Below are 14,759 nucleotides of genomic sequence, written 5' to 3'. Positions count from 1 at the left end.
GTCCACAACGACGGAGCCCGCGCATGAGGTACGACCCGTCGCGCCCGGCCGGTCGTCTGCTGCTCACGCCGGAGGACAAGGAGGCACCCGAGCGCACCCGCCGCCTCGGCCAACTACGCCTGGGCGAGCGCCCGGAGCCCGAGCTCGACGTCTTCGCGGACCGGCTCGCAGAGGTCACCGGGGCGCCGTACGCCATGGTCAACTTCATCGACCGGGACCGCCAGTTCTTCGCGGGCCTGCACCTGCCGGCCGTGGCACCGCCCGTGGTGAAGCCCGACGGAACCATCCCCGTGCTGGGCCGTGAACTGCCCCGCGACCATGGTTTCTGCCCCCATGTGGTGGTCCGGCGCAAGGCGCTCGTCCTGGAGGACGTCTGCGACTACCCGCGGTTCGCGGGCAACCCGGTCGTCGACGAGTTCGGTATCCGCTCCTACCTCGGCGCCCCGCTCATCGACAGCACCGGGACGGTGCTCGGCACGGTGTGCGTGATCGACGTGGAGCCCCGGCCCTGGGGCCGGCCCGGTCTGGAGACCATCAAGGCGTCGGCGGCGGAGCTGGTGGCCCGCATCGAGCGCCGCGAGGCCGACGGCCTCCCGCTGTTGTGACGACGGGAACAGCCCCATCACTAGCCGACCGGTCTAGTACCTCCGTACTCTTGCGGTATGGGACGTACCAGTGACGCCAAGCGGAAGATCCTCGACGCCGCCCGGTCGCTGATCGAGGGGCGCGGCTACTCGGCGCTCGGCGTGGCCGAGATCTGCAAGGCGGCCGGGGTGCCGAAGGGGAGCTTCTACTACTTCTTCGACTCCAAGGAGTCCCTCGCGCTGGCCGTCGTCGACGAGCACTGGGCGGCCCAGAAACGCGACTGGACCCGGGCCCTCGGGAGCGACGCGGAGCCGCTGGAGCGGCTGCGGCGGCTGTTCGAGGAGACGGAGGCCGGTCAACTCGCCGTCCAGCAGGGCTGCGGCACGGTGGCGGGCTGTCTGTTCGGGAACCTCACCCTGGAACTGAGCAACCAGACCGAAGCGGTCCGCGGCCGGCTGCAGGAGATCTTCGACGCGCAGGTCGACATGGTGGAGTCCGTCGTCGCCGAGGCCCGCGAGCGCGGCGAGGTGGGCGTGACCGACACCCGGGAGGCGGCGCGGGCGGTGGTGGCCCAGCTGGAGGGCCAGGTGATGTTCGCCAAGCTGTACAACAGCACCCGGCGGCTGAGTCCCCTGTGGCACAACTGCCGGGCGCTGCTCGGCGTGACAGAGCCCCGGTGACGGTGTCCCAGTGACGGTGTCTAAGGACGCGTGACCTCGGCCGCCTGCCGCCGTCGTACCGGCGGGGTGTGGTCCCCGCCCATGTGGCCGGCCAGGTCGTGCGGGAAGCCGATCCGCAGGACGGCGGCGGCCGCGGCCGCGACGAGGACCACCAGGGCAGCCAGCAGCAGGGCCTGGTGGTAGCCGTGGCGCAGGAGCGGGGCGACGACCAGGGGGCCGAGGATCTGGCCGACGGAGTATCCGGCGGTCAGCAGGGCGACGGAGCGCGGGAAGCGCAGCTGCGCCCCCGTGGCCAGGGCGAGGGTGCTGACGCCCAGGAACGTGGCGCCGAACAGCACGGCCGAGCCCAGGGCGGCGGCGGTGCTCCCGGTCAGCGCGGGCAGGGCGATGCCGGCCGCCTGGACCGTGAGCGCGGTGAGCAGCAGGCCGGGGCGCGACCACCGGCGCCCGAGCCGGGCCCACAGCGCCGAGGACGGTACGGCGGCCAGTCCCACCAGCACCCAGGCGCCGCTGCCGAGCCAGCCGGGGGAGCCCTGGCCGATCGCCGCGACCAGGAAGGTACCGGCGACGATGTAGCCGACGCCCTCCAGGAAGTAGCTCACGAACAGGGCGCCGAACCAGCGGTGGCCGCGGGCCCGCGCCCCGCTTCCGGCCACCGGAGCGGCGGTGGGCGCCTCCTCGGGCCGTAGCCGCCACGCAGCCGCGGCCAGGAGCGCGGTGAGCGCGGCGGCGGACCACCAGGCGGCCCGCCAGTCGGCGATCGGCCGCAGGGCCAGGACCAGCAGACCGGACAGCGCGATGCCCGCGCCGACCCCGCCGAAGGCCCAGCCGGGCAGGTGCGCCGGGTGGTCCCGCAGGTGGTGCAGGAGGGAGGCGACGGCGACGACGAAGACCAGGGCGCTCGCCGCACCAGCCAGCAGCCGCAGCGCGCCCCACACGAACACGCTGTGGGTGAGGGGCATCGCGGCCGGCGTGGCGGTCAGCAGGAGCAGGGAGCCGCGCAGCACGGCGCGCGAGCGGACCAGCCCGGGGGCCAGGGTGCCCGCGAGCGCGCCGACGAGATAGCCGACGTAGTTGGCGGTGGCCAGGTTCGCCCCGGCACCCGCGGACAGCCCCGCCCGGGCGTGCATCAGGGGCAGGATCGGGGTGTAGACGAAGCGGCCGACCCCCATGCCCGCGGCGAGCGCGGCGGCGGCCCGGGCGACATGGGCCCGGGGGGACGGGGCGGCAGCGGGAGCGGTCATCGGGAGCCGTCGGCCCGGCCCGGGTCGTTGGGGTGGGACTCCAGCGGGGTGACCGTCAACGTCATCCAGGGGCGCAGCGGCAGGGTGCCGAGCACCTTCTCGTGGAGTTCCTCCTCGTCGGCGGCGCGCCAGATGCCGATGCTGCGCAACTCGCCCACGGGGCGCCACAGTCGGGCGAGCCGGCCGGCCTCGGCCAGTTCCCGCGCGCGGACGGCCTCCGCGGCCCGCCGCCGGTCGACCTCGTCCTGGTCCGTGCCCTCGGGGACGGTGGTGGTGATCTCCACCAGGAACTCCCGCACGATGTGCTCCCTCCGTTGTCGCTCACCTCATCGTGCTTCCGGCACCGGCGCCGGTGCCACGACCGGCTGCCTCGCTGCTGGGAGGCGCGGCCTCGCACCGCGCGTAGCATGGCGCGCGTGGAACTGCGCCAGCTGCGGTACTTCGTCGCGGTCGCCGAGGAACTGAACTTCGGCCGGGCCGCCGAGCGGCTGCTCATCGCCGGCCCCTCCCTCTCCCAGCAGATCAAGGCCCTCGAACGGGACCTGGGTGTCCGGCTGTTCGACCGGGACCGCCGCTCGGTCTCCCTCACCCCGGCCGGTGCCGCCCTGCTCCCGGACACCCGCGCCCTGCTGGAGCGGGCCGCCGACCTGGAGCGCCGGGCCGGGCGCCTCTCGGGTTCGCAGCCGGTACGGCTCGGCTACGTCAACTGGCTCCCGCCGGACCTGGCTTCGCGGACGGCCGCGGTGGCCCGGGTGCACATCGACGCCTGGGTCGCCCCGTCCCACACCCAGGCCGCCCGGGTCGCCGACGGCAGCCTGGACCTGGCCGTCTGCTGGGTGCGCACCGAGGACCTCGAACGGCTCGGACTGCGGGCCCGGCTGATCGGCGCCGACCGGCTGTACGCCGTCGCGAAGGGCACCGACACCGGCGACCTGGCGGCCCGGGACGTGGACGTCCTCATCGACGACGACATCACCTCCTGGGCCTCCTGGAACGAGTACGGCACGGAACTGGCGCAGGCCGTCGGGGCCCGCGAGGTCCGCATCTCCGACGGTGCCGTCACCGGCCCCGCCTTCTTCGACCACGTCCGCCGCTGCACCCGCCCCGTCCTCAACTCGCCCAAGGGGCAGACCGCTCCGCTCCCGTCCGACCTGGTCCGCCGTGAGGTCGTCGCGCCGAAGGTGTACTGGACCTGGTCCCTGGTCCGGCGCGCGAGCGAGGACCGGGCCGGTGTCCTGGCCACCGTCGACGCCCTGTGCGACGGCGTCGGAGACCTCGGGATCCACGCCCCGGACGCCTGGCTGCCGGCCGGCGACCCGTACGAGCTCCCGCGCTGAGCCGGGCCGAGCCGTGCTGGGAGGCTGTGGCTCCCAGCAGTGAGGAAACCGATCGTGGCGCCTCGGATCCACCCGGCCTAGCCTCCAAATAGTCGACCGGTCGGCTAGTAACCGGTCAGCCACTGGAGAGAAGGTCACCATGAGCACGCAGCAGCAGAAGGTCGCGATCGTCACCGGCGCCTCGCAGGGCATCGGCGCCGCCCTCGTCGAGGGCTACCGCAAGCTCGGCCACGCCGTCGTCGCCACCTCGCGCACCATCGCCCCCGTCGACGACGACGGCGTCCTCACCGTGCAGGGCGACATCGCCGACCCGGCGACCGCCGAGCGGGTCGTGGCAGCCGCACTCGAGCGGTTCGGCCGCATCGACACCGTGGTCAACAACGCCGGTGTCTTCGTCGCCAAGCCGTTCACCGACTACACGGCCGAGGACTACGCCACCGTGACCGGCATCAACGTCGCCGGCTTCTTCCACCTCACCCAGCGGGCCCTGCCGCACCTGCTCGCCCAGGGCGGCGGGCACATCGTCAGCGTCACCACCAGCCTGGTCGACAGCGCGGACGCCCGGGTCCCCTCCGTCCTGGCCTCGCTGACCAAGGGCGGTCTGCAGTCCGCGACCAAGTCCCTGGCGATCGAGTACGCCACCCGCGGCGTCCGCGTCAACGCGGTGTCGCCCGGCACCATCAAGACCCCCATGCACGCGGCGGAGACCCACGAGTTCCTCGCCGCCCTGCACCCGGTCGGCCGGATGGGTGAAGTGAGCGACATCGTCGACGCGGTGCTCTTCCTGGAGACGGCACCGTTCGTCACCGGCGAGATCCTGCACGTCGACGGCGGTATGAGCGCCGGTCACTGACCGTACGCCAAGTCTCTGACCAAGGAGCGGACATGACCACGACGACGGACGACACGGCGATCCTGAGCGGAGTGCTCGACCAGTGGAAGGCAGGCGTCGACGCGCACCGGCCCGACCGCGTCGCCGCCCTCTTCACCGAGGACGCCGTCTTCCAGGGGCTGCACCCCTACAGCGTCGGACGACAGGGCGTCGCCGACTACTACGCGTCCCAGCCCCTCGGCATGAAGGCGGAGTACCGCGTCCTGGAGACCCGGCGGCTCGCGGACGGCGTCGTCCTCGGCTATCTGGCCGTCGAGTTCTCGTTCACGGACCGGCCCCCGGTGGACGTGAAACTCTCCGTGCTCGTCACCCGGGTGGCCCAGGAGTGGTACATCGGTCACTACCAGGTCTCCCGCCTCGAACAGGCGTGACCCACAAGGCCGTCCGGGCGGCGTGAAGCGCAGCTGTGGCGGCGCTTAAGAAAACCTCGATGGACCCGGTGCGCCCGGTGCGGCAGATTGCTGTGCGACATACCACCCCCCATGCCCGGCCGCGGGCCGCTCCGGCGTGCCCGCGGCCGGGACCTCACGCACAGGAGCCGTAGCGTTGAAGGCGCTGGTCAAGGAGAAGGCGGAGCCCGGGCTGTGGCTCGCGGACGTGCCGGAGCCCACGGTCGGACCGGGTGACGTACTGATCAAGGTGGAGCGGACCGGTATCTGCGGTACCGATCTGCACATCCGGGCCTGGGACGGCTGGGCCCAGCAGGCCATCACCACCCCGCTGGTGCTCGGGCACGAGTTCGCCGGCGAGGTCGTCGGGACCGGCCGGGACGTCACCGACGTCAGGGTCGGCGACCGGGTCAGCGGCGAGGGCCACCTCGTCTGCGGGAAGTGCCGCAACTGCCAGGCCGGACGGCGCCATCTGTGCCGGGCTACGGTCGGCCTCGGCGTGGGCCGCGACGGCGCCTTCGCCGAGTACGTCGCCCTGCCCGCCGGCAACGTCTGGGTGCACCGCGTCCCCGTCGATCTCGACGTGGCCGCGATCTTCGACCCGTTCGGCAACGCCGTGCACACCGCGCTCTCCTTCCCGCTGGTCGGCGAGGACGTCCTGATCACCGGCGCCGGGCCGATCGGCCTCATGGCCGCCGCCGTGGCCCGGCACGCGGGCGCCCGGCACGTCATGGTCACCGACGTCAGCGAGGAGCGCCTGGACCTCGCCCGCAAGATCGGCGTGAGCCTGGCACTGAACGTGGCGCAGGCCGAGATCGCCGACGGGCAGCGGGAGCTGGGCCTGCGCGAGGGCTTCGACGTCGGCCTGGAGATGTCCGGCCGCCCCGAGGCCATGCGGGACATGATCGCCAACATGACGCACGGCGGCCGGATCGCCATGCTCGGCCTGCCCGCCCAGGAGTTCCCCGTCGACTGGGCCCGCGTGGTCACCTCGATGATCACCATCAAGGGCATCTACGGCCGTGAGATGTTCGAGACCTGGTACGCGATGTCGGTCCTCCTGGAGGGCGGACTCGACCTCACCCCCGTGATCACCGGCCGCTACGGCTACCGCGACTTCGAGGCCGCGTTCGCCGACGCGGCGAGCGGCCGCGGCGGCAAGGTCATCCTCGACTGGACCGCGTAATCCCCTAGGAGCTTCTGCGATGTTCGACTCCGTGCGCGACGACCTGCGCGCCACCCTCGACGAGATCCGCGCCGCCGGCCTGCACAAGCCCGAGCGGGTGATCGGCACCCCCCAGTCCGCGACCGTCGGGGTCACCGCGGGCGGCCGCCCCGGCGAGGTCCTCAACTTCTGCGCCAACAACTACCTCGGCCTCGCCGACCACCCCGAGGTGATCGCCGCCGCACACGAGGCCCTGGACCGCTGGGGCTACGGCATGGCCTCCGTGCGCTTCATCTGCGGAACCCAGGAGGTCCACAAGGAGTTGGAGGAACGCCTCGCCGCGTTCCTCGGCCAGGAGGACACGATCCTCTACTCCTCCTGCTTCGACGCCAACGGCGGTGTCTTCGAGACCCTCCTCGGCCCCGAGGACGCGGTGATCTCCGACGCCCTCAACCACGCCTCGATCATCGACGGCATCCGCCTCTCCAAGGCCCGCCGCTTCCGCTACGCCAACCGCGACCTGGCCGACCTGGAGCAGCAGTTGAAGGAGGCGCAGTCCGCCCGGCGCCGCCTGGTCGTCACCGACGGCGTCTTCTCCATGGACGGCTATGTGGCCCCGCTCCGCGAGATCTGCGACCTCGCCGACCGCTACGACGCGATGGTCATGGTCGACGACTCGCACGCCGTCGGCTTCGTCGGCCCCTCCGGGCGCGGCACCCCCGAGCTGCACGGCGTGATGGACCGCGTCGACATCATCACCGGCACCCTCGGCAAGGCCCTCGGCGGCGCCTCCGGCGGCTATGTGGCCGCCCGCGCGGAGATCGTCGCCCTGCTCCGCCAGCGCTCCCGCCCCTACCTCTTCTCCAACTCCCTCGCCCCGGTGATCGCGGCGGCCTCCCTCAAGGTCCTCGACCTGCTGGAGTCGGCCGACGACCTGCGCGTCCGGCTCGCCGAGAACACCGCCCTGTTCCGCCGCCGGATGACCGCCGAGGGCTTCGACGTCCTCCCCGGCGACCACGCCATCGCCCCCGTGATGATCGGCGACGCCGCACAGGCCGCCCGGATGGCCGAGCTGCTGCTGGAGCGCGGGGTGTACGTGATCGGCTTCTCCTACCCCGTGGTCCCGCAGGGCCACGCCCGGATCCGCGTCCAGCTCTCCGCGGCGCACTCCACGGACGACGTCGACCGCGCGGTGGACGCCTTCGTCGCGGCCCGGGCGGAACTGGCGGGCTGAGCGAAGAAGGCGGTCGGTGCGGCGGCGGCCTGGGCGAAGAAGGCGGTCGGTGCGGCGGCGGCCGGACCGGCAGCGGCCTGGGAGGCGGCGGACCGGCGGTGGCTTGGGCGGAGCCCGGGCGTCGGCGACTTGGTCGGCGCCCGGGCTCCGGCGGATCGACCGGCGGTGGAGGCGTCGGCGGATCGACGGGCTGCGGAGGCGGCCGTCCGGTCGACGCCGGAATCGCCGGTCCGGTCGACGCCGGAGCCGCCGGACCGAGCGGCGCCGACATATTGCGATAATCAATCCCATGATCGAGGCGCGGCGGCTCCACATCCTCCGTGCGGTGGCGGACCACCGCACGGTGACGGCGGCTGCCGCCGCGCTCTTCCTCACCCCCTCTGCGGTCTCCCAGCAGCTGGCAGCCCTCGAACAGGAGACCGGTCACCGCCTGGTCGAGCGCAGCGCCAAGGGCGTACGGCTGACCCCGGCCGGCGAGATCCTGCTCGCCCACACCAACGCGGTCCTCGCCCAGCTGGAGCGGGCCGAGGCCGAACTGGCCGCCTACGGCTCCGGCGAGGCCGGCACGGTCACCGTCGCCGCCTTCGCCACCGGCATCGCGCAGGTGGTCGCCCCGGCCGTGGCCCACCTCGCCCGCACCGCCCCCGGCATCCGCATCCGCGTCCAGGACGCCGAGGGCGACGCCAGTCTCCCGATGGTGCTGGACCGGCAGGTCGACGTCGCGGTGGCCGTCGAGTACCGGGGCGCCCCGCCCGCCGACGACCCCCGCCTGACCCACGTGCCCCTGTACGCCGAGCCCTTCGACGCGGTCGTCCCGCTCCACCACCGCCTGGCCGAGGCCTCCGAGGTCCCCCTCGCCGAGCTGGCCAAGGACCCCTGGATCGGCCCCTACCCCGGTAACCCCTGCCATGACGTGGTCGTCCTGGCCTGCGAGAACGCCGGCTTCCAGCCCCGCCTCGAACACTCCTCCGACGACTTCCGCGCCGTGGTGGCGCTGGCCTCGGCCGACGCGGGCGTGGCCCTCGTCCCCCGCTCGGCCCTGCGCGGCACGGACCTGACCGGAGTGGTCGTACGCCCCGTCGACGGCGTCGCTCCGACCCGCCGCGTGTTCGCGGCCGTACGACGCGGGGCCGAGGGCCATCCGCTGATCCGCCCGGTGCTGGAGGCGCTGGGCGAGGCCGCCCGGCTGTGAGCCTTCCGTAACGCGGCCCTTAACACGGATGTTTCATATCAGGGATAGTGTCCCGGATATGGAACGAGACGAGACGACGGCCCCTGACCCCGTCGACGCCCGGCTCGGCAGCCGCCTCGCCGAGCTGCGGGCCGAACACGGCTGGTCCCTGGGCGAGCTGGCGGAGCGCAGCGGCATCAGCAAGTCGACCCTGTCCCGGGCCGAGCGCGCCGAGATCAGCCCCACCGCCGCCCTCCTCAACCGGCTCTGCAACGTCTACGGCCGGACCATGTCCCAGCTGCTCAGCGAGGTCGAGGCGGAGCCCGCGCCGGTGCTGCGCGCCGCCGAACAGCAGGTGTGGGAGGACCGCGCCTCCGGTTTCGTACGACGGTCCGTGTCGCCGCCGCACGGCGGACTGCGCGGCGAACTCGTCGAGGGCCGGCTCGCGGTGGGCGCGGACCTCGCCTACGACCGTCCGCCCGTGCCCGGCCTGGAGCAGCACATCTGGGTGCTCGACGGGACGCTCGCCGTCACCGCGCAGGGGACCGAGCACCACCTGGACACCGGCGACTGTCTGCGGCTGCGGGTGTGGGGGCCGACGCGCTTCCGCTGCGCCGGGCCGCAGGAGACGCGGTACGTCCTGGCGGTGGTGCGGCCGTGACGGCGCTGCGGCTCGGGGCGGACCGACTGCCGGAGCGGGTGGGGGAGTTGGCCGACCTGCTCGCCGACACCGTGAACGCCGGGGCCTCCATCGGCTTCCTGGCGCCCTTCGAGCGGGAGCGGGCCGCCGCCTGGTGGCAGGGACGGGTGGACGCCGTGGCGACGGGGCGGCTCGCGGTGTGGGTGGCCCTGGACGGCGGGGACCGGGTGGTGGGGACCGTCAGCCTGTCCTTCCCCTTCCCCGACAAGCCCAACAGCCGGCACCGCGCCGAACTGGTCAAGCTGATGGTCCACCGCGACGCCCGGGGCCGTGGCCTCGGACGCCGACTGCTGGCCGTCGCCGAGGAGGCCGCGGCCGCCGCCGGGATCACCCTGCTGCACCTGGACACCGAGACCGGCAGCCCCGCCGAACACCTCTACCGCACGGCGGGCTGGACCCGGGCCGGGGTCATCCCCGACTACGCGGCCGACCCCGCCGGGGTGCTGCGGCCGACGACCCTCTACTACAAGCACCTGGACGTTCCGGCCGGGTGACTGTCAGTGCCAGGGGCTACCGTTCGTGGCATGCCGGAAGCCGAAGACGTTCGCCGTGTCGCCCTGTCCCTGCCGGACACCAGCGAGAAGGTCGCCTGGAGCATGCCCACCTTCCGGGTCGCCGGGAAGATGTTCGCCACCCTCCCCGAGGACGAGACCTCCATCGCCGTGCGCTGCCCGAAGGAGGAGCGCGACGAACTGGTGCTCGCCGAGCCGGGCAAGTTCTGGATCGCCGATCACGAGGCCCAGTTCGCCTGGGTCCGGGTGCGCCTCGCCGCGCTGGAGGACGAGGCCGAACTGCGCGACATCCTCGCGGACTCCTGGAGACAGGCGGCCCCGCCCCGACTCCTGGACTCCCACCCGGAGTTGGGGCTGCCCGGCGAGAGCTGATCACCCCGGCACCGGCGCCGCGACGAACCGTTCGATCCGCTCCCGCAGACTCCGCGCGTCCAGCCCGTGCGCGGTCACATGCTCCGCCACCGTCCCGTACCGCCGCAGCTCGCGCCGCCCCACGCCCAGCCCGAGCGTCCGGTGCGGCACGTCGGCGAGCGCCTCGGCCACGGCCGCCGTGGACGTCCCCGCCAGGTACGGCTCGACCAGCACGACATCGGTGCCCGCGGACTCCGTGGCCCGGCGCAGCGCGGCCCCGTCGAAGGGCCGTACGGTCGCCGCGTAGAGAACCGTGACGTCGAGGCCCTCCGTGGCCTCCAGAACGGCGTCCAGCATCGGCCCGACGGCGACGACCACGCCGGAGCGGCCCTCGCGGACCGTACGTGAGCACCGGCCGTCGACCGGGAGCGCCGACCGGTTCGACTGCGCGGACAGGCGGACGTACACCTTGTCGTCGCCCGCGGCGACCGCGTGCCGCAGCAGGGTCTCCGCCTCGTCGGGATGACCGGGCACGTGCACGGTCCAGCCGTCCAGGGTGTCGAGCAGGGCGACGTCACCGGGTGCCATGTGCGTGTAGCCACCGGCCGGCCAGTCGAACGAGGCGGCCGCGCTGACCAGCACCGCGCCGGCGCCCTGGTGGCCGAGATCCAGCTTGAGCTGCTCGAAGGGGCGCTCGACGAGGAAGGAGGCGAAGGTGTGCACGACCGGCCGCAGCCCGGTCAGCGCCAGCCCGGCCGCCGCCCCGACCAGGAGCTGTTCGCGGATGCCCACGTTGATCACCCGGTCCGGGTGCCGGCGGAGCGCCTCCTCGAAGCCGGCCGCGCCGATCTCCGCGAGGATCACCGCGACCCGGGGGTTCTCGTCGAGGAGCCGGGCGGCGACGGGGGCGAAGCGGTCACGCATGGTGTCCATGGACGTGGGTTCCCTTCTCGGTGAACCACCTGACGACTCAGGCGGACTTGGGCTCGACCCGGGCGACCACCACATGCGGGCGGCCCGGATGCGGGGCGGTGAACGCGGCGTACAGCGCCTCGTGGTCACGTCCGTCGACGGTCACCGCCGACCAGCCGGCCGCCTCGAAGCGGGCGGCGATCCCGCCCGGCCGGGCATGACGGGCGGAGGAGTTGTCGACGACGACGGTGCCCAGCCGCTCCAGCCCGGCCGGCCCGGCGAAGGCGATCGCCTCGTGGTTGCTGCCCTCGTCCAGTTCGGCGTCCCCGATCAGCACCCACACCCGCGGCTCGTCCAGCCCCTGGGCGTGCAGCCCGAGCGCGGTCCCGACGGCGATCGGCAGCCCGTGCCCCAGCGAACCGCTGCCGATCTCGACGCCCGGCACCAGCGTCCGGTCGGGATGGTGGCCGAGCGGGGAGTCGTAGGAGCCGAAGCCCGCCAGCCACTCCCGCGGCACGAACCCCTTCGCGGCCAGCACCGCGTAGTACGCCATCGGCCCGTGCCCCTTGCTGAGCAGGAACCGGTCCCGGGCCGGGTCGTCGACGCGCCCCGGCGTGAGCCGCAGCACCCGGTCGTAGAGCACCCACAGCACGTCGAGCGTGGAGGTCGCCGCCGGACCGTGCTTCTCGTCGCCGGTCATCAGGCTCATCAGGGCGGGCAGGTCCGCGTGGCCGAGTGGCCGTTCCTCGGTGATCGTCATGACTGCGATCGTCCAACCTCAACCAAACTTCAGGTCAAGCCGTCACCCGACCCGGACGAAACGCGTGCGCGACCACCGAGCCCGGTGCGGTATTGTTTCCTTGCGCGTTTCGACCGGGGAAACCCCAGGTCAAACGGCACCGGGACGTGGCGCAGCTTGGTAGCGCACTTGACTGGGGGTCAAGGGGTCGCAGGTTCAAATCCTGTCGTCCCGACCAGCTTTGTTGCAGGTCGGAGGCCGTTCTCTCGTTTGCGGGAGGGCGGCCTTTCGCGTTTCCGGACGGCTGGTGGTCGCAGTGTGGTCGCAGGCCGGGTTCGGGGCTGGGCTGCGGTGGCGCTGAAGGACGGCGGGGCGGGGGAGCGGAGCCGATGGAGGGCTTCGCGGAGCCGTTGGATGTGGTCGCGTGGTGATCGCAGCTGCTTCTGCCGGGCCTGCCGGTCGGCTCTCTGTTCGGCTTGTGTGAGGGTCCGCTCGATGGTGTCGACGGCTTTTCGGGCGGCTTGCTGGGTGAGGTGGCTGTATGTGTGGGCCGTGGTGGACAGGGTGGAGTGGCGCAGTGTCTTGGCGACCTCGGTGAGGGGACGCCGGCGGCGATGGTGTGGGTGGCGGCCAGGGGCTCAGGGGTGAGCGAGGTCCGCTCCCGGCTGTGGCGAGCCCGAATGGCCGGTGGCGGTGTCATGGGCGGTCACCGTGGGCAGGCCGTCAGACGGGCGGGGCACGCGCGTACGTTCCGCGGGGGTCCGGGTACGTCGGAGAGCAATGGTGCGGCGTCGTGCGCGGGCAAGGGCGAGTACAGGAAAGGATGCTCCTCGTCTTCGGGGACGTGACCGTCCCCTCCGCCCGCTCGGCTCGGCCTCGCCACGCCCTTCCCTCACCCAGCCCGTTCCCCGCTCACCCGTGCCAGTACCTCCCGGATCATCTCCGCGCTGATCATGAAGTGCTCCTGGGCGATCTCCTCCGCCCGCTCCGGCTCTCCCGCCGCGATCGCCTCGTAGAGGGCGGCGTGCCCTTCGCCCGCCCGGTGGAAGTGGCTGCGCTCGCCCTTTCCCCACGGCTCGATCGGGAAGCCGAGGCTGATCCGGGTCAGCAGTTCGCGACTGAGCCGGGTGATCTGGGGGTTATGGGTGGCCTCGCAGATGGCGCGGTGGAAGGCGCTGTCGGCGGCCTGCTCCTCGCGGGGCGTGCTCGCGGAGAGATGCGCGGACAGGGCCTCCCGCATCGGCGCCAGGTCCTCGGGCCGCCGGCGCCGGGCGGCCGTCGCGGCCACCATGCCCTCCACAAGCCCGCGCAGGTCGAAGAGCTGCTCGAACTCCTCCCAGCGGGGCAGCAGGGTCCGTCGGACCGCGGCCCCGGAGGACTCGCTCCAGCTGTCCTGCACGAACGCCCCGCCGTTGCGGCCCCGGCGGATCTCGATGATCCCGAGGGCCTGGAGCCGCCCGACGGCCTCGCGCACAGTGGGGCGGCTGACGTGCAGCAGCCCGGTGAGCTCGCGCTCGGCCGGGAGCCGTTCGCCGGGCAGGAAGTCGCCCACGGCGATCGCGGTGAGGAGCCGGTCGGCGACCTCGTCGACGGCCGAGGTCACCCGCACCGGGCGAAGCGTGGACGAGAGGCTGCCGCCGAGGAGGACGCGGTCGATCAGGCGCGCGTACTCATCACCGCTTCCCGAAGGCCCGAGCGAGTCAGGTGACTCTGCCGACTCTGATGCGGATGTCAGGTGTCCTCCCGAAAATCGTCGCTTCTGTAAACGCAGGCGACCCACGTAAACCCGCCGTTACGTCTTGCCCTGGCCCGACCAAAAGGTCTTGTGGGCTGACCTTTTTCCCCATCACTATCTCACTCATCCGTCACCCCCCAACGTTTTCAGACAGCGGTCGGCTGATTCCGGCCGGTCTGGGAGGCTTCCCCGTGGCGATCCCCGAACCGAACCACACCGGAACCGCCGACTTCAACGGCTATTCCACCTGGTACCGGATCACCGGCGAACCGGGCAGGACACCCCTAGTGGTCCTGCACGGCGGCCCCGGCGCCGGGCACAACTACACCCTCAGCATCGCGGGCATCTCCCGACAGGGCCGCTGCGTGATCCACTACGACCAGCTCGGTACCGGACACTCCACCCATCTGCCCGCCAAGGGCGCCGATTTCTGGACCGTCCAGCTCTTCCTCGACGAACTCGACAACCTGCTCAGGGAACTGGGCATCGCCGACGCGTACCACATCCTCGGCCAGTCCTGGGGCGGCATTCTCGCCGCCGAGCACGCGGTGCGCCGCCCAGCCGGGCTGCGAGGTCTGGTCATCGCCAACTCCCCCGCGTCCATGGAGCTGTGGCTCAAGGCGGCGGCCGAACTCCGCGCCGAACTGCCACAGGAGGTCCAGCGGACCCTGCTCGCCCACGAGGAGGCCGGGACCACGGACCACCCCGACTACCGGGCGGCCGAACAGGTCTTCAACAACCGCCATGTCTGCCGCCTCACCCCCAATCCGCCAGAGGTCCAGGCGACTTGGGACAACATCGAGGCCGACCCGACCGTGTACCACACGATGAACGGTCCGAACGAGTTCCACGTCGTCGGCACCCTCAAGGACTGGTCCGTCATCGACCGGCTGCACCTGATCGAGGCACCGACCCTGCTGGTGTCGGGACGTTTCGACGAGGCCACTCCCGAGACCCTCCGCCCCTTCGCCGACCGCATCCCCGATGTGCGCTGGCACATGTTCGAGCATTCGAGCCACATGCCGCACGTCGAGGAGGAGGAGCTCTACCTCCGGGTCGTCGGCGAGTTCCTCGACTCCACCGACTGATCCCCGACCGAGACCGGGAGAGTTC

At 72.6% G+C, this 14,759-nt stretch carries 17 protein-coding genes and 1 tRNA gene; 13 read left to right on the top strand and 5 right to left on the bottom strand.

Features of this window, described 5'->3' with window-relative positions:
• Window positions 1-23 precede the first annotated feature (23 nt).
• Together ACFZDK_RS46380 and ACFZDK_RS46375 are read left to right on the top strand one after the other, a co-directional pair.
• Window positions 24-605, top strand: a complete 582-nt coding sequence (locus tag ACFZDK_RS46380) for a GAF domain-containing protein (protein ID WP_390982698.1) — start codon at window positions 24-26, stop codon at window positions 603-605.
• Window positions 606-662: 57 nt separating this feature from the next.
• Complete coding sequence (locus tag ACFZDK_RS46375) at window positions 663-1,265, top strand: TetR family transcriptional regulator (protein WP_390982695.1); 603 nt, start codon at window positions 663-665, stop codon at window positions 1,263-1,265.
• A 20-nt stretch (window positions 1,266-1,285) separates the two neighbouring features.
• Here ACFZDK_RS46375 and ACFZDK_RS46370 read toward each other — a convergent pair whose 3' ends face one another.
• The gene (locus ACFZDK_RS46370; RefSeq protein WP_390982692.1) at window positions 1,286-2,509 is read right to left on the bottom strand and encodes a YbfB/YjiJ family MFS transporter; all 1,224 of its coding nucleotides are present in this window, start codon (window positions 2,507-2,509) and stop codon (window positions 1,286-1,288) included.
• Window positions 2,506-2,808, bottom strand: a complete 303-nt coding sequence (locus ACFZDK_RS46365) for a muconolactone Delta-isomerase family protein (protein WP_390982690.1) — start codon at window positions 2,806-2,808, stop codon at window positions 2,506-2,508. The genes ACFZDK_RS46370 and ACFZDK_RS46365 overlap by 4 nt, the downstream gene beginning before the upstream one ends.
• Window positions 2,809-2,916: 108 nt before the next feature.
• Between ACFZDK_RS46365 and ACFZDK_RS46360 the strand changes: the two genes are divergently transcribed.
• The 9 genes from ACFZDK_RS46360 (at window position 2,917) to ACFZDK_RS46320 (ending at window position 10,281) form a co-directional block, all read left to right on the top strand.
• Window positions 2,917-3,846 carry a LysR family transcriptional regulator gene (locus ACFZDK_RS46360; protein ID WP_390982687.1) on the top strand — a complete coding sequence of 310 codons (930 nt, stop codon included), beginning with the start codon at window positions 2,917-2,919 and terminating at the stop codon, window positions 3,844-3,846.
• A 139-nt stretch (window positions 3,847-3,985) separates the two neighbouring features.
• Window positions 3,986-4,699, top strand: a complete 714-nt coding sequence (locus tag ACFZDK_RS46355) for an SDR family oxidoreductase (RefSeq protein WP_390982684.1) — start codon at window positions 3,986-3,988, stop codon at window positions 4,697-4,699.
• A gap of 32 nt (window positions 4,700-4,731) precedes the next feature.
• Window positions 4,732-5,109, top strand: coding sequence for a YybH family protein (locus ACFZDK_RS46350; RefSeq protein WP_390982681.1), 378 nt, complete (start codon window positions 4,732-4,734; stop codon window positions 5,107-5,109).
• A 175-nt stretch (window positions 5,110-5,284) separates the two neighbouring features.
• Entirely contained in the window at window positions 5,285-6,313 is a 1,029-nt protein-coding gene (gene tdh / locus ACFZDK_RS46345) for an L-threonine 3-dehydrogenase (RefSeq protein WP_390982679.1), read from the top strand.
• A 19-nt stretch (window positions 6,314-6,332) separates the two neighbouring features.
• A complete protein-coding gene (locus ACFZDK_RS46340) occupies window positions 6,333-7,526 on the top strand; it encodes a glycine C-acetyltransferase (protein ID WP_390982676.1) in 1,194 nt (397 codons plus the stop codon).
• A 289-nt stretch (window positions 7,527-7,815) separates the two neighbouring features.
• The gene (locus ACFZDK_RS46335; protein ID WP_390982674.1) at window positions 7,816-8,718 is read left to right on the top strand and encodes a LysR substrate-binding domain-containing protein; all 903 of its coding nucleotides are present in this window, start codon (window positions 7,816-7,818) and stop codon (window positions 8,716-8,718) included.
• A 58-nt stretch (window positions 8,719-8,776) separates the two neighbouring features.
• Window positions 8,777-9,358 carry a helix-turn-helix domain-containing protein gene (locus ACFZDK_RS46330; RefSeq protein WP_390982672.1) on the top strand — a complete coding sequence of 194 codons (582 nt, stop codon included), beginning with the start codon at window positions 8,777-8,779 and terminating at the stop codon, window positions 9,356-9,358.
• Window positions 9,355-9,891 carry a GNAT family N-acetyltransferase gene (locus ACFZDK_RS46325; RefSeq protein WP_390982669.1) on the top strand — a complete coding sequence of 179 codons (537 nt, stop codon included), beginning with the start codon at window positions 9,355-9,357 and terminating at the stop codon, window positions 9,889-9,891. The genes ACFZDK_RS46330 and ACFZDK_RS46325 overlap by 4 nt, the downstream gene beginning before the upstream one ends.
• Before the next feature lie 30 nt (window positions 9,892-9,921).
• Window positions 9,922-10,281 (top strand): MmcQ/YjbR family DNA-binding protein, encoded by a 360-nt coding sequence (locus tag ACFZDK_RS46320; protein ID WP_390982666.1) that lies wholly within the window; start codon window positions 9,922-9,924, stop codon window positions 10,279-10,281.
• On the opposite strand, the gene ACFZDK_RS46315 is transcribed toward ACFZDK_RS46320, so the two are convergent.
• Together ACFZDK_RS46315 and ACFZDK_RS46310 are read right to left on the bottom strand one after the other, a co-directional pair.
• Window positions 10,282-11,193, bottom strand: a complete 912-nt coding sequence (locus ACFZDK_RS46315; protein WP_390982663.1) for a transketolase C-terminal domain-containing protein — start codon at window positions 11,191-11,193, stop codon at window positions 10,282-10,284.
• 37 nt (window positions 11,194-11,230) lie between these two features.
• Window positions 11,231-11,932 (bottom strand): transketolase, encoded by a 702-nt coding sequence (locus ACFZDK_RS46310; protein ID WP_390982661.1) that lies wholly within the window; start codon window positions 11,930-11,932, stop codon window positions 11,231-11,233.
• Window positions 11,933-12,072: 140 nt separating this feature from the next.
• On the opposite strand from ACFZDK_RS46310, the gene ACFZDK_RS46305 reads away from it, so the two are divergent.
• A tRNA-Pro gene (locus ACFZDK_RS46305) sits at window positions 12,073-12,149 on the top strand.
• A 654-nt stretch (window positions 12,150-12,803) separates the two neighbouring features.
• On the opposite strand, the gene ACFZDK_RS46300 is transcribed toward ACFZDK_RS46305, so the two are convergent.
• A complete protein-coding gene (locus ACFZDK_RS46300; protein ID WP_390982659.1) occupies window positions 12,804-13,520 on the bottom strand; it encodes an FCD domain-containing protein in 717 nt (238 codons plus the stop codon).
• A 317-nt stretch (window positions 13,521-13,837) separates the two neighbouring features.
• On the opposite strand from ACFZDK_RS46300, the gene ACFZDK_RS46295 reads away from it, so the two are divergent.
• Window positions 13,838-14,734: a proline iminopeptidase-family hydrolase gene (locus ACFZDK_RS46295; RefSeq protein ID WP_390982656.1), complete on the top strand. Its 897-nt coding sequence runs from the start codon at window positions 13,838-13,840 to the stop codon at window positions 14,732-14,734.
• Window positions 14,735-14,759 lie beyond the last annotated feature (25 nt).

Origin of the sequence: Streptomyces sp. NPDC007901, assembly GCF_042959465.1 — a bacterium.
Lineage (GTDB): Bacteria > Actinomycetota > Actinomycetes > Streptomycetales > Streptomycetaceae > Streptomyces.
Note: the sequence above shows the minus strand (reverse complement) of the source record. Positions and strands in the feature narration are given on the sequence as shown.